The organism is Nostoc sp. PCC 7524 (genome assembly GCF_000316645.1).
Classification (GTDB): domain Bacteria; phylum Cyanobacteriota; class Cyanobacteriia; order Cyanobacteriales; family Nostocaceae; genus Trichormus.
On record NC_019684.1, the window covers coordinates 3477846 to 3491003 of the forward strand.

The 13158-nt window shown below is 41.9% G+C and carries 13 protein-coding genes; 8 read left to right on the forward strand and 5 right to left on the reverse strand.

Annotation, left to right across the window (positions count from 1 at the left end; all coding sequences use genetic code 11):
* Window positions 1-61 precede the first annotated feature (61 nt).
* The 3 genes from NOS7524_RS13930 to NOS7524_RS13940 all read right to left on the reverse strand — a co-directional run bounded on the left by NOS7524_RS13930 (window position 62) and on the right by NOS7524_RS13940 (window position 3379).
* A complete protein-coding gene (locus NOS7524_RS13930; protein ID WP_015137800.1) occupies window positions 62-412 on the reverse strand; it encodes a four helix bundle protein in 351 nt (116 codons plus the stop codon).
* Between the two features lie 32 nt (window positions 413-444).
* Window positions 445-2151, reverse strand: a complete 1707-nt coding sequence (locus NOS7524_RS13935) for an ISL3 family transposase (protein ID WP_015137799.1) — start codon at window positions 2149-2151, stop codon at window positions 445-447.
* Between the two features lie 148 nt (window positions 2152-2299).
* Window positions 2300-3379, reverse strand: coding sequence for a glycosyltransferase family 4 protein (locus tag NOS7524_RS13940; RefSeq protein WP_015139118.1), 1080 nt, complete (start codon window positions 3377-3379; stop codon window positions 2300-2302).
* A gap of 103 nt (window positions 3380-3482) precedes the next feature.
* Here NOS7524_RS13940 and NOS7524_RS13945 point away from each other — a divergent pair, with 103 nt between their 5' ends.
* Complete coding sequence (locus NOS7524_RS13945; RefSeq protein ID WP_015139119.1) at window positions 3483-4388, forward strand: S66 peptidase family protein; 906 nt, start codon at window positions 3483-3485, stop codon at window positions 4386-4388.
* A gap of 27 nt (window positions 4389-4415) precedes the next feature.
* A complete protein-coding gene (locus NOS7524_RS13950) occupies window positions 4416-5732 on the forward strand; it encodes an ABC transporter substrate-binding protein (RefSeq protein WP_015139120.1) in 1317 nt (438 codons plus the stop codon).
* A 13-nt stretch (window positions 5733-5745) separates the two neighbouring features.
* On the opposite strand, the gene NOS7524_RS13955 is transcribed toward NOS7524_RS13950, so the two are convergent.
* The gene (locus NOS7524_RS13955; RefSeq protein ID WP_015139121.1) at window positions 5746-6300 is read right to left on the reverse strand and encodes a hypothetical protein; all 555 of its coding nucleotides are present in this window, start codon (window positions 6298-6300) and stop codon (window positions 5746-5748) included.
* Window positions 6301-6447: 147 nt separating this feature from the next.
* Between NOS7524_RS13955 and NOS7524_RS13960 the strand changes: the two genes are divergently transcribed.
* Window positions 6448-7056, forward strand: coding sequence for a Uma2 family endonuclease (locus NOS7524_RS13960; RefSeq protein ID WP_015139122.1), 609 nt, complete (start codon window positions 6448-6450; stop codon window positions 7054-7056).
* A 52-nt stretch (window positions 7057-7108) separates the two neighbouring features.
* The gene (locus tag NOS7524_RS13965; protein ID WP_015139123.1) at window positions 7109-8548 is read left to right on the forward strand and encodes a deoxyribodipyrimidine photo-lyase, 8-HDF type; all 1440 of its coding nucleotides are present in this window, start codon (window positions 7109-7111) and stop codon (window positions 8546-8548) included.
* Between the two features lie 165 nt (window positions 8549-8713).
* Here the strand turns inward: NOS7524_RS13965 and NOS7524_RS13970 are convergent, their stop codons facing one another.
* Window positions 8714-9493, reverse strand: a complete 780-nt coding sequence (locus NOS7524_RS13970) for a carbonic anhydrase (RefSeq protein WP_015139124.1) — start codon at window positions 9491-9493, stop codon at window positions 8714-8716.
* Between the two features lie 165 nt (window positions 9494-9658).
* Here NOS7524_RS13970 and NOS7524_RS13975 point away from each other — a divergent pair, with 165 nt between their 5' ends.
* The 4 genes from NOS7524_RS13975 (at window position 9659) to NOS7524_RS13990 (ending at window position 13155) form a co-directional block, all read left to right on the forward strand.
* The gene (locus NOS7524_RS13975) at window positions 9659-10405 is read left to right on the forward strand and encodes an LmeA family phospholipid-binding protein (protein ID WP_015139125.1); all 747 of its coding nucleotides are present in this window, start codon (window positions 9659-9661) and stop codon (window positions 10403-10405) included.
* Window positions 10406-10523: 118 nt separating this feature from the next.
* On the forward strand, window positions 10524-12218 hold the full coding sequence (gene crtO / locus NOS7524_RS13980) for a beta-carotene ketolase CrtO (RefSeq protein ID WP_015139126.1): 1695 nt from the start codon (window positions 10524-10526) through the stop codon (window positions 12216-12218).
* Window positions 12219-12504: 286 nt separating this feature from the next.
* The gene (locus NOS7524_RS13985; protein WP_015139127.1) at window positions 12505-12927 is read left to right on the forward strand and encodes a putative toxin-antitoxin system toxin component, PIN family; all 423 of its coding nucleotides are present in this window, start codon (window positions 12505-12507) and stop codon (window positions 12925-12927) included.
* A 6-nt stretch (window positions 12928-12933) separates the two neighbouring features.
* Entirely contained in the window at window positions 12934-13155 is a 222-nt protein-coding gene (locus tag NOS7524_RS13990; RefSeq protein ID WP_015139128.1) for a toxin-antitoxin system HicB family antitoxin, read from the forward strand.
* The last annotated feature ends 3 nt before the right edge of the window (window positions 13156-13158 follow it).

Genomic DNA, 13158 nt, shown 5'->3' on the forward strand with positions numbered 1-13158 from the left:
CCGGGGGAAGGCAGAGGGCAGAGGGCAGAAGGCAGAAGTCGGAAGAGTAGAAGTAATAATTTCAACCCTTGAGTTTGTTTAAAGTAGCAACTAATATACTTTGCATTTCCTCAACTTCATTTAATACGGGAGTGAAAAGGTCTTTATCAGCTAAATCTACTTCTTTGGCAATGATTAATTGCGTATCAAGTTCTCTCAAAGAACCTAGCGCAATATGTAAAAACTGGATATATTCTGGTTTGGAACGCCTACCATAGCCTTCAGCTATATTAGACGCTACAGATACGGATGAACGGCGTATTTGACTAGTTAAACCGTACAATTCTGACTGAGGAAATAGGCGGGTAAATTTATAACAATTGATAGCAAGTTGAACTGCCCTTTGCCAGATAAACTGATTTCTATAACTCATATAATCAAGTGTAAATTGTCAAAATTTTCTTTTCAAATAGCCAACAGAAATCGTCGTTCTAGTAAGTCTATCTTGGCGCGACCATACATCTGCCGTTTTAACATTTTCAGTCGATTAATATGCCCTTCAACTGGGCCATTACTAACTGACATAGTTACACCTGCTTTCACAGCATCGTAGTCAGACTCTAAACTAACAGCAAAGGAGCGCAACAAAGAAACCAAGCTGTTTTTAGCTTTGTTTAACCAAGCATCGAGCTGCTCAGGCAGGCGTTGACGCACAAGAGATGCAAACTGTTGTGCTAGTTCAATAGCTGACTTCAAATCCGAATGGGCTTTTTGTAGTTGAGCGATGACTTCACGCTCATTAGGCTGTATTAATTCTGGTCGTCGCAAGACTAAAGCTGTGACGCGACTGGGGGTGAGAGGACGATGGGCGCAAGAGCTAACCCTGGGGGAAGCGTTTTTTCTTGAACCTTTTGCTGGCTCAAATCCGGGCAAGGTCTTGAGATAACGAGTGAAGCGAGCGACCGTGGCATAACTACCGGTATAGCCGCAGGTGCGAATTTCTTCAAACAGTTCTTGGGTGTTGTGGTTCCCGCTATTCCAGCGACTGAGGAGGTAATCATGATAAGGGTTGAGAAGACTCAGACCGTGGTCGCTACGTTCACGACGTTCGGTAAAAGTTGAGCTACGCAAGTAATTGAATACGGTAGTTTTAGAAACTCCCAGCTCTTGAGCGATTGCTAGCCCTGATAAGCCAATAGACCGCAGTCTCCAAACTTGCTCATGGATTTCTCTGCGTCTATCCCGTGCTTTGGCGGATTGAACTTTTCTTTTTAAAGATGTGTTTTGGGGAAACCTTGGCACAACTGGACTCTTATTAGTCTCAGCAATCATGGAAAGGTTGTTTGCTGTTTCCACCTCTAAATGCACTTTAGTATCAGTATTAAAGACTTGTTTTTCCACTTCTTTTAGTGTTTTGGCGTGATTACCAAAGACTTGATAAAGCGTTTGAGATAAGTTCTGCAATAGATGAAAGCGGTCTGCAACTTGAATGGCTTCTGGCGCACCTTGGCGAATACCACTTTCATAAGTTTTTGACCGATCTCGTGAGACGACTTTGACACCAGGGTGAGCTTTTAACCATTCTGCCAAAGTTTCAGCCTTTGCATCTTTGAGTAGAGCAATTGGTCGTCTGCGTTCGAGATCAATTAGTGCTGTGCCGTAAGTTTTACATTTACGAAAACAAAAGTCGTCTACCCCAAGAGTATGTGGCGTTACGATGGGTGGTAGTGGAATTGAGCGGACTAAATTTAATAGCGTGTTGCGAGAAACTTTTATCCCCAAGTCCTGTGAGAGTCTTACCCCTGCTGCACCACCATTAGCTAAACCAATCGCACTCAGTCTTTGAGCTAAACGTAGAGTTCTTCTCGCCCAAGGTGCGGTAACATTGGTCAGCCTTTCTGCAAAAATGCGCCGTTTACACAATTTATTAAGGCAAAAAAACTTCCGCACCCTTAACTGTAAAGTAATGCTGTAATCAGCCCAGGGTAAATCTGCTAACTTTCGCTCATAGCGACTATGAATTTTATGAGTTGGTTGGTTACAAACTGGACAATTAACTACTCTATTGATAGCAGAAACAATCAACTTTATCTGAGTTTTTATCTCGTCAAGAATGCAATTTTCAAGTTTCAGGTTTGCTGAATCTGGTAATAGATAACTTAGCACTGACATAACCAAGCTGAGGCTTATCCCTCAAATGTTTGATGGAGTGAAGTTTGACGTATCTCAATTATATCTTTCTAACTTCTGCCTTCTGCCTTCTGCCCTCTGCCTTCCCCCAACCAAGATCACCAAAAGTTGCCAAGAACCATCTTATCTTTCAAATCAAGATATCTCTAAACCATTGTTCTACGCGATCGCCCATTGCTGATTGAGAATATTCTACCTCTGCCTGTTGGCGACAAGCACGACGCTCAATTTTATCTAGTTGTTTGATAGCATTCACCAACCCATCAACGCTATCTGGTTCTACTAAAAAGCCCGTTGCACCATCTTTGACAATTTCCCTGAGTCCACCACGACGATAAGCTATCACCGGTACACCACAGGCTAACGCTTCAATAGCCACGTTACCAAAGGCTTCTACCCAACGCGGTGTTACCAGTAGCGCCCGACACTTACCTAATTCCTGTTGCAGTTGCTCTGTGGGCAGAAATCCTAAATATTCTATGGGAGCATCTGGATATTGTTGCAAAATTTCTTGCCAATATTGCTCATTTTGTTTGAATCCAAAAATTTTCAGAGGAATTCCAGTCATTTGTGCTGCGGCTACTGCATCCTCCAAAGCTTTTTCTGGTGCAATTCTACCTACCCACGCTAGAGATTCACCTGGTTGATTACAGAACTGATAAATCGATAAGTCCATCCCATTCGCTAAACAACGACATTGATCTGCAAAGTTAAATGTCTGCGCTTGTGTCAACGTATGTACGCCAATCGTACCAGGAAAATTAGTTGCTATTTGCTCAAGTATGCAATCCATTGCATCGGTTAATGAACCCATACTGATTAAATGAGCGATGGGACGGCTAAAAAATGGAGTCAGGTATAAAGGTAGCCAATCATAGGCAAAATTGACGATTAAATCGTAATCTGTCTGCACTTGTCGAGCATAGTCCCACATATTCGCCAATACAGAATTTCTGGGCAAAATAACCGGCTCATCACGGCTCTGGGTTTGGGCTGGTGTCTGCACTTCGCCAGGAATTTCTACTACAGGTACATTTTTTACTACTGAGCCACTAGGCGCTACTATTTTTACAGTATGTCCACGCCGAATCATTTCTTGGGCAAGATTGCTGAGAGTAAGTTCTACTCCACCTCCCACACCTGAACCAATCGCACCCACAGGGGTAGATAACATGAGCAACTTGAGCAAGTTGCTTTGGTATGTAGTCATGGTATTTAATCAACAAAACTTAGTATAGGATATTACGAATAACAACTTGGTATAACCCTTTCCTATGGGCTATTCTAAATTTTGACTTTTGCAAAAATTATTGATGAAATCGACAATCTTACCTGAACCTCTCAAAAGCGGAGATTTACTGCGAGTGATTGCCCCCAGTGGAGCTTTGCGAGAATTTGCAGCTTTAGAGCGCAGTATAGAAATTTGGCGATCGCGCGGTTATCGTATAGAAGTTACCCCTGATATTGCTCATCATTGGGGATATCTAGCGAACACAGATGAAATCCGCCGTCATCAATTAGCTGCTGCTTGGCAAGATCCAGATTGTCGCGGTATTCTCTGTGCTAGAGGTGGTTTTGGTAGCACTCGCATCTTAGAAAATTGGCATTGGCAAACTAACTCCACTCCCAAATGGCTGATTGGCTTTTCTGATATTACTGCTTTATTATGGAGTCTTTACAACGCAGGTATATCTGGTGTTCACGCCCCTGTGCTGACAACCTTGGCGGATGAACCAGATTGGTCAATTCAGCGTCTGTTTGATTGGGTAGAAGGAAGAACCCTCACACCACTCAAAGGTTACGGTTGGGGTGGAGGTGTGGCTACTGGGATTTTGCTCCCAGGCAATTTGACAGTGGCTACCCATCTTTTAAGCACACCAATTCAACCTAATTTTGATGGGGTAATTTTAGCCTTAGAAGATGTCACCGAAGCACCATATCGCATCGACCGGATGCTGACACAGTGGCGTTTAAGTGGTCTACTTGCAAAAGTCAAAGGTATTGCTTTAGGTGGCTTTACCAGATGCGAACCAGCCGCTAACATACCTAGTTTTAGTGTAGAGGAAGTTTTACGCGATCGCTTAAGTGATTTGGCTATTCCCATAGTTTCCAACTTACCATTTGGTCACGACAGTCCTAATGCAGCTTTACCTGTAGGTGTTTTGGTAACGTTAGATGCAGAGCAGGGTATATTAGCAGGATTTACGCCAATATCATAAGTAACAAATGACTAATAACTAAGTGGTATGAACTTGATCCTCTTTCAATTACCAATAAAAAAATTTTGTCGCCACTTGATAAATTCTGCTTGGCGGCGCTCACGGCTGTTAATTTTTCTGAGCATATGCCTGATACTTTTATCCGGTTGTCAAGGAACAGTCACCAAGAATGACGGAGTAATTCACCTCACCCTGTGGCAATCAATCAATCCTCCGGCTAACCGGGATGTGTTTGACAAGCTAGTGAACAAATTTAATCAAACTCATCCTGATATCCAAGTAGAATCTGTTTTCATTGGTCAACCCCAATTACCAAAAATATTAACAGCCGTTGTAGGCAACGTGCCTCCAGATATTTTGGCATACGATCCCCAAACTACTGGTCAATTTGCAGAATTAGGAGCAATTCAACCTCTAGATGAATGGCTGGAAAAATTACCTGTGCAATCTGAAGTTATCCCTAACCTATTACAAGAATTGCGGTTAAATGGGCATCTTTGGTCAATCCCCTTATATACTGCCAATCTCGGCATTTTTTACAGACCAAAACTTTTCCAAGCTGCGGGCATCACCGAAACGCCTAAGACATGGGAAGAATTAAGACAAGTTGCCAAAAAGTTGACTATTGACCGGAATAGTGATGGCAAACCCGAACAGTATGGAATGTTACTACCTTTAGGAAAGGAAGAATGGACTGTTTTTAGTTGGTTTCCTTTTTTATTGAGTGCTGGAGGCGAAGTAGTCACCGATAATAAACCCAATTTGACCAATCAAGCGGCTATTAATGCTTTGCAATTCTGGCAAGACTTGATCAAAGATGGTTCAGCAACTCTTTCTCCACCAGAACGTGGTTATGAAGAAGACGCTTTTATGACCGGTCGGGTGGCTATGCAAATCACAGGACCTTGGACTTCTATTATGAAATCTCAGGTTGATTATCAGATGTTTCCCATCCCTGCAAATGTAGAACATTCTACAGTCACAGCTACAGGAGTTCTCTATTTAATGAAGACCACACCAGCTAAAGAAAAAGCTGCACTCAAGTTTTTCGAGTATGTTTTGAGTGAAGAATTTCAAACAGAATGGAGTATGGGTACGGGTTTTTTACCAGTTAATATCAAAGCTACTCAAAGTGAAGCTTATCAGCAATTCCTCAGCAAACAACCAGTATTAAAAGTGTTTGCTGATCAGATGTCTGTAGCCGGGTATCGACCGATAATTGCTGGATATAGCCGCCTATCCGATAGTTTGGGGCGAGCGATTGAAGCCACACTGTTGGGTGAGCCTCCTGAAACAGCTCTTAAAACTGCACAGGAACGTTTAGAACTAATTTGGGATCAGTAGTTTGGTAGCAATATTAGCGCGGCTTTTGATGAGAATCACTCAACTGAGTGCCTGTATAACTGGGAACCCAACCATCTGCGGTGGTGAAATAGCGTACTGCTTTGCAGTGTAACAACGCAGTCGGACTACACCAATGTTCTACCGCAGTTGGGATGTGTAAATAATCTTGAGACTGGAGTAAAAGCTGTACATGACTACCATCAGGTTTGACGAAGCCAAAAATAATTTCCCCAGCCAGCACATATAGTGATTCAGGTGCAGTGTGAGTGTGGTACTTGCTATAGGTAGTGATTAATATGTCGAGATTAGGCAACCCTGGATGCAAATTCCACAAATCACTCCACAGATACCCGTTTTCCTGTTGGAGAAATTCAAACACACTGTTGTGCAGATCCACAACATAGCACTTTTCGGCATCTGTGAAAATCTCCTGTCTTAAGAGTTCGGGAAATAACAGTGATGTGCCAGGATCGTAATGTTTTACATAGATACCCAGAGGTGCTAGTTCACGTACTATCTCACTTAAATCACTCTCAATTGTGCCGTCTTCCAGTAACAAGGTCGCCATGACAGAAAAACTAAATGCAGTATTAACAAGAGTATACTTAACTTTAAATTAATAAGCCACTATTTCCGATAGAGTTAGTGGAGTTCAATTTGTGATCAGCATCAAAAATGCCTTAGCTAAAATAAAGCCACGTCCAGTCACAAAGATATGACCTACACTCCACCCAAAATACTCACTTTTGAGGAATTTGTCATCCAATATGGTGATAATACACGTTACGAACTCATTGACGGAGAGCTAAGAGACATGGAGCCTACAGGCCCCCACGAAGCTGTGGCAGGTAGTATTGCTGGTAGAATCTATGTAGAAATTTTTAGTTCTAATTTGAACTGGCTAATTCCCAAAACTTGTCTGATTAAACCACCTGCGGCGGCAGCTACAGCTCTGCGTCCTGACGTGATTGTCTTAGATAAAGCAAAACTTAGTCAAGAACCACTCTGGCAAAAAGAACCCATTATCTGTAATGGCAGTACAATCAAGCTTGTGGCTGAAGTTGTTAGTACAAACTGGCAGGATGATTATGCCAGAAAAGTTGAAGAATACGCTTTGCTAAACATTCCAGAATATTGGATTGTAGACTTTCGTGGTTTGGGTGGGTTGCAATTTATTGGTAATCCCAAACAACCTACCTTGACTATCTGTCATTTAGTTAACGGTGTCTACCAACAGCAGCAATATCGCTTAGGGGATACTATTCACTCTTATCTGTTGCCAAATCTACAAATAAAACTCGACGATTTGATGCCTAATAGTTAAATAGTGCTACTAGAGTTTAAGCTAGTACGAGTGAACTATACATACATCTAAAATGTCTGACTTAATTTTATTTTGGCATCGCCGGGATTTACGCATTGCAGATAATACAGGATTAGCTTTGGCAAGAGAGCAAAGTCCGCAAGTAGTGGGTGTATTTTGTCTTGATTCTAATATTCTGGAACGGGATGACGTAGCACCTGCGAGAGTGACTTACATGATGGGCTGTTTGCAAGCACTACAACAGCGATATGCCCAAGCTGGAAGTCAATTATTAATCCTTCATGGTGAACCTGTACAGGCAATTCCTCATTTAGCTGAGACGTTACAAGCCAAAGCAGTGTTTTGGAATTGGGATGTGGAACCATACTCCCAAATACGCGATCGCGCTATCATGGAAAGCTTAAAAGCCAAAGGTATAGAATTTCTCACCCAAAACTGGGATCAAATTCTCCACGCCCCAGAAGAAATTCGTTCAGGTAGCAATACACCCTACACTGTTTATACCCCCTTCTGGAAAAATTGGATTAGCAAACCGAAGGCGCAACCCGTCGCCACGCTGGAAAATACGGCAGGATTAACAGAAAAACAACAGGAACTGGCAAAACAAGCCGGAGCGATCGCCTTACCGACAGCCAAAGAGTTAGGATTTGTTTGGGATACAGACTTAATTATTTCTCCAGGGGAAGCAGCCGCCCAAGAGAAACTAGAGGAGTTCACCGCCAAAGCCATTACAGAATACCAAGAACAGCGCAACTTTCCAGCCGTTGATGGCACATCACAACTGAGTGCTGCCTTAAAATTTGGTGTCATTGGCATCCGCACAGTTTGGCAAGCCACAACCGCAGTATTAGAAGATTGCAACAGCGAAGAAGTCACCACCAGCATCCGCACATGGCAACAAGAACTAGCTTGGCGGGAATTTTATCAACACGCTATGTACCACTTTCCCGAACTAGCTGAGGGTGCTTACCGCGATATCTTTAAAAGTTTCCCGTGGGAAAATAACGAAGAACATTTTCTAGCTTGGTGCGAAGGTAAAACGGGTTATCCCATTGTCGATGCCGCCATGCGCCAGATGAATGAAATTGGCTGGATGCACAATCGTTGTCGGATGATTGTGGCAAGTTTCCTCACCAAAGATTTATTAATTAATCCACAGTGGGGAGAAAAATATTTTATGCAGAAGCTGATTGACGGTGATTTATCCGCTAACAATGGCGGTTGGCAATGGAGTGCTTCTAGTGGCATGGATCCCAAACCCGTGCGGATTTTTAACCCAGCTAGTCAAGCCCAAAAATTTGATCCCGATGCTGAGTATATTCGCCAGTGGTTGCCAGAATTGCGGTCTATTGATACAGAATATTTAGTCACTGGTAAAATTACCCCCCTAGAACGTCGTGCCGTTGGCTACCCTGATCCGATAGTGGATCATAAAAAACAGCAACAGCAATTTAAACTGCGTTATCAGCAGCAAAAGGGAGGTAAGGAGTAGGGAGTGGGGAGGAGCCACTGCGTTGGGCGGCTATGCCGACTTGTAGCAAGTGGCGTTGGGGAGTGGGGGAGGGGAGCAGGGGAAGCAGGGGAAGCAGAGGAGTAGGGGAGGAAAACTAATGACTAATAACTAATAACTCTTGCCTATTGCCTATTGCAAGAGTGCCTATTGCCTATTCCCTAATAACTTACGGCTATTGAGTGGTTGGATAGGGCGAGAATTGTGGGGAAAAATGGCGGCAAATTGTTGAATTTGTTGCCAAGATACTTCTATTGGTTGCTGCATGACAAACCACAGTACATCTTCAGAGCAGGGTGGTGTGGTGAGGGAACCACGATACTCATAGAAACTGCGATCGCTTGGCAACAATTGACTAACATTAATACTGATATTTTCAAACAGTTGTTCTGGCTGTGGCTGACTCGGCATGACATCCCAAATGGTTTGCAGAATTGGGTTTAATGCCCCTGCTTGGGCAAATATACCTACAACTGCTAACTTGCCAGCCGCACTACGATGAACTAAATGAATTTCTAAGTCGAAAGGTTGTCCAGTAATTTGGTGTTCGCTGGGATGATGAAAGTGAAACTGAAGTAAGTTAAAGATTTCACCTTTAAATGTGATCGAACTACCTGGTGTGTAGTTTACTTGAATGCTATGATCATTGTTAATAATTTTTAATGGTGTGTGGCGATAGTTGAAGACTAGGGCTGCCGTTTCAATGTCAGTTGTACCTTGAAGATTAATCGGCGTTTGTTGTCTGCCGGTTTGGCATAGTTGATATTCTGGAGCAAGTTCTGCCCAGTGTTCCGGGCTACCTACGCCTATATAACCCCATTTAATGTTCTCTAAAGTAGTAGCAGATGCTGGAAATGATCTAGTGTAGGCGATCGCTTCTCCTAAAGCACTAGCTCCGAGCAATTTTAGTAAGTTTCGTCTATACATATTTGCCTAGCTTACCCAGGAAGAGTGAAAAACTCTAACTCTCAAAACAATAAATATGGGCTAATAAACTCTACTCCTGGTTGCGTATACCTGACTATAGATTCCCTCTTCGTAATTCATAGTCTACATTAACAAGGTAATCTCACACTAGGAAAATGCTTAGTCGTGGCAAACAACCAAAACTTGGAGGAGCAATTAATCTCCCAGGCAGCTGAGAGACAGGTATCAGATCAGCTAGATGCAGTAGAAGAAATCGATATATTTGTACAAACTAATCTCTTAAAAATAGTTCAGGGACAAGCTGATGGAGTGACAGTTTCTGGGCAAGGCTTAGTAACTAAAGATAATATTCGTGTCCAAGAAATTAAACTCGAAACAGATAGCATTGATATTAATCCTGTCAGAGCGATTTTTGGACAGATAGAATTGAATAAACCAGTTAATTTTGTAGCTCGTGTTACTCTCAAAGAAGCTGATCTAAACCACGCTCTCAATTCTCCAATATCTCGCAAGTTCGTGCAGAAATTCCAGTTAGATGTGGAGGGAAAGACTGTTAACTTTGATTTAGAGGAAATGCAGTTATCTTTATCTGAGAACGGCCAAATAATAACACGGGGAAAATTACAATTAAAAGAAAATGGACATCAGCGTTTACTAGGATTTACAAGCATGATTCGCCCACATACACGCTCCCATCCCATCATGCTAGAAAGTTTTAACTGTACTCAAGGAGGAGGACTTTCTACAGGATTTATTCTGTCTTTGATGCAAAAAATGGAAGAACTGGCAAATTTACCTTATTTAGAAATGGATAATATAAAATTGAGAATTCAAAATATTGAGGTGCAGAAAGAAACTTTAATTCTTTTAGTCAGAGCTAATGTCGGTGACATACCTGATTACATCACATAGGCTAGATAATTATATCATTGTTAGCAACCATTAACTGATTTTTTAACTAATTCTCAAGATTGTAATTTCTGCTGACGCTCTGTAATATTATCAAGCCACTCTATTCTAAAATTAAAATATGCAAGAATATGATGTAGTAATTATCGGTGCAGGACACAACGGGCTAGTATGCGCGGCGTATTTGCTCAAAGCTGGCTATAGCGTCCTCCTACTAGAAAAACGTTCTGTTCCAGGTGGTGCAGCCACAACAGAAGAATGTTTACCAAAAGAAGCGCCTGGATTTAAATTTAACCTGTGCGCCATTGACCATGAATTTATTCATCTAGGGCCAGTTGTTGAAGAATTAGAATTAACAAAATATGGCTTAGAATATTTAGAATGTGACCCAGTTGTTTTTTGTCCCCATCCTGACGGTAAATATTTTTTAGGTCATAAATCCCTGGAAAAAACCTGTGCTGAGATTGCCCGTTATAGTGAACGCGATGCCAAAAAATACGCAGAGTTTACGGAATATTGGCAACGGGCTATAGGTGCAATGATTCCCATGTTTAATGCCCCTCCCAAATCTGTCATAGATATTGCGGGTAACTACGACATCACCAAATTAAAAGATTTATTTTCTGTCATTGGTTCGCCATCCAAGACGCTGGACTTTATCCGTAATATGATGACCAGCGCCGAAGATATACTTAATGAGTGGTTCGATTCAGAATTTCTCAAAGCACCCCTTGCCAGATTAGCATCAGAATTAGGTGCGCCCCCATCCCAAAAAACCATCGCCATTGGCGCAATTATGATGGCTATGCGTCACAACCCAGGTATGGCTAGACCCCGTGGTGGTACTGGCGCACTGGTACAAGCTTTGGTTAATTTAGTGACCTCTAAAGGTGGTGTAATTCTTACAGAACAGCACGTAGAAAAAGTTTTAATTGATAATGCTAAAGCTGTTGGTGTCCGGGTAGCTGGTGGTACAGAATATCGTGCTAAATATGGAGTGATTTCTAATATTGATGCCAAGCGGTTGTTTTTACAAATGACCGATAAAAGCGATATCGATGCAGTAGATCCCAATTTATGGGAAAGATTGGAACGCCGCATTGTCAACAATAACGAAACCATCCTGAAAATCGATTTAGCTTTAGATGAACCACTGCGCTTTCCCTACCACGCCCATAAAGATGAGTATCTAGTCGGATCAATTTTAATTGCAGATTCTATTGCCCATGTAGAACAAGCACACAGTAAATGTACCTTGGGAGAGATACCTGATACTGACCCATCCATGTATGTAGTCATGCCCAGCTTCCTTGATCCCACCTTAGCACCTCCAGGCAAACATACTGTATGGATTGAATTTTTTGCCCCTTATCAAATTGCTGGTGCAGACGGTACAGGTTTGAAAGGTACTGGTTGGACGGATGAATTGAAAAATAAAGTTGCTGATAGAGTTGTTGATAAGTTAGCAACCTATGCACCCAACGTCAAAACTGCAACCATTGCCCGACGTGTGGAAAGTCCCGCAGAATTAGGTGAAAGATTAGGCGCATACAAAGGGAATTACTACCACATTGATATGACATTAGATCAAATGGTATTTTTCCGTCCCTTACCAGAAATAGCCAACTACAAAACCCCCATTGATAATCTCTTTTTAACTGGTGCGGGAACTCATCCAGGTGGTTCTATTTCGGGAATGCCAGGACGCAATTGTGCGCGGGTATTTTTGCAGAATAAGCACCCAATTACCCAGACACTGAAAGATGCACGGGATTCAATCAAGTCAACGGTAGGGTCTGTGTTTGGTATTGGGTAGATTTTAGCCCATCTCATATATTTTGCTTGTATAGCCCCAAGCTGAAACCCTTGTAGAGACGTTCTATAGAACGTCTCTACATTCATTTTCGGAGAGGTCTATTCAATGCTTCCAAAGCTTGGAGGTTTTTACATTTAGTTAAATCTTAATTCCTAGCAATGGGATCGCCACTACTCTATTACCAGAAGCGATCGCATCGGTGATCGCCCACATTCACCCCATCATCAAAAGTGCGATCGCCTGACATGAAGAACTTTGATGACAGCTTATATGCTATCATCATCACATGGTGATTAAAATTGTAGTTGATACTAGCGTTTTTATTAGTGCGCTGATTAGCTCTCAAGGCTCCAGTAGAGAAGTCATTCGGCGCTGTTTCAAAGGAGAATATCAGCCTTTGATGGGAAATGCTTTATTTTCTGAGTATGAGTCAGTTATTCATCGCTCAGAAATTATCGCTAAATGCCCTTTAACTACTGAAGAAATTTCTGTTTTACTTGCATCATTAATGAGTGTAAGTCAATGGATTTATATCTACTATTTATGGCGGCCTAATTTAAAAGACGAAGCTGATAATCACTTAATTGAATTAGCAGTGGCGGGAAATGCTCAAATTATTGCCACTCACAATGTCAAAGATTTCCAAAATGCTGAATTGCTATTTCCTAATTTATCAATATTAACACCCGAAGAAATTATTAGGAGTTGAACACAAATGGCAACTTTAACTATTCGTTTACCAGACGATAAGCACAACAGACTAAAAGAACTTGCTCAAGCCAAAGGCATCAGTGTAAATAAATTAATTGAAGAACTTTCTACCATAGCTTTAGCAGAATTTGATGCCCAGACAAGATTTAAAGCAATGGCTGCAACTGGCAACCCAGAAGCAGGCTTAAGAATACTGGCTACACTTGATGATCACTTAGGAAAATGAGCT

What these genes read in the sequence shown, in the direction of transcription:
- NOS7524_RS13930 (WP_015137800.1), bottom strand. Translation starts at nt 412, where the DNA reads ATGAGTTATAGAAATCAGTTTATCTGGCAAAGGGCAGTTCAACTTGCT.
- NOS7524_RS13935 (WP_015137799.1), bottom strand. Translation starts at nt 2,151, where the DNA reads ATGTCAGTGCTAAGTTATCTATTACCAGATTCAGCAAACCTGAAACTT.
- NOS7524_RS13940 (WP_015139118.1), bottom strand. Translation starts at nt 3,379, where the DNA reads ATGACTACATACCAAAGCAACTTGCTCAAGTTGCTCATGTTATCTACC.
- NOS7524_RS13945 (WP_015139119.1), top strand. Translation starts at nt 3,483, where the DNA reads ATGAAATCGACAATCTTACCTGAACCTCTCAAAAGCGGAGATTTACTG.
- NOS7524_RS13950 (WP_015139120.1), top strand. Translation starts at nt 4,416, where the DNA reads ATGAACTTGATCCTCTTTCAATTACCAATAAAAAAATTTTGTCGCCAC.
- NOS7524_RS13955 (WP_015139121.1), bottom strand. Translation starts at nt 6,300, where the DNA reads ATGGCGACCTTGTTACTGGAAGACGGCACAATTGAGAGTGATTTAAGT.
- NOS7524_RS13960 (WP_015139122.1), top strand. Translation starts at nt 6,448, where the DNA reads ATGACCTACACTCCACCCAAAATACTCACTTTTGAGGAATTTGTCATC.
- NOS7524_RS13965 (WP_015139123.1), top strand. Translation starts at nt 7,109, where the DNA reads ATGTCTGACTTAATTTTATTTTGGCATCGCCGGGATTTACGCATTGCA.
- NOS7524_RS13970 (WP_015139124.1), bottom strand. Translation starts at nt 9,493, where the DNA reads ATGTATAGACGAAACTTACTAAAATTGCTCGGAGCTAGTGCTTTAGGA.
- crtO (WP_015139126.1), top strand. Translation starts at nt 10,524, where the DNA reads ATGCAAGAATATGATGTAGTAATTATCGGTGCAGGACACAACGGGCTA.
- NOS7524_RS13985 (WP_015139127.1), top strand. Translation starts at nt 12,505, where the DNA reads ATGGTGATTAAAATTGTAGTTGATACTAGCGTTTTTATTAGTGCGCTG.
- NOS7524_RS13990 (WP_015139128.1), top strand. Translation starts at nt 12,934, where the DNA reads ATGGCAACTTTAACTATTCGTTTACCAGACGATAAGCACAACAGACTA.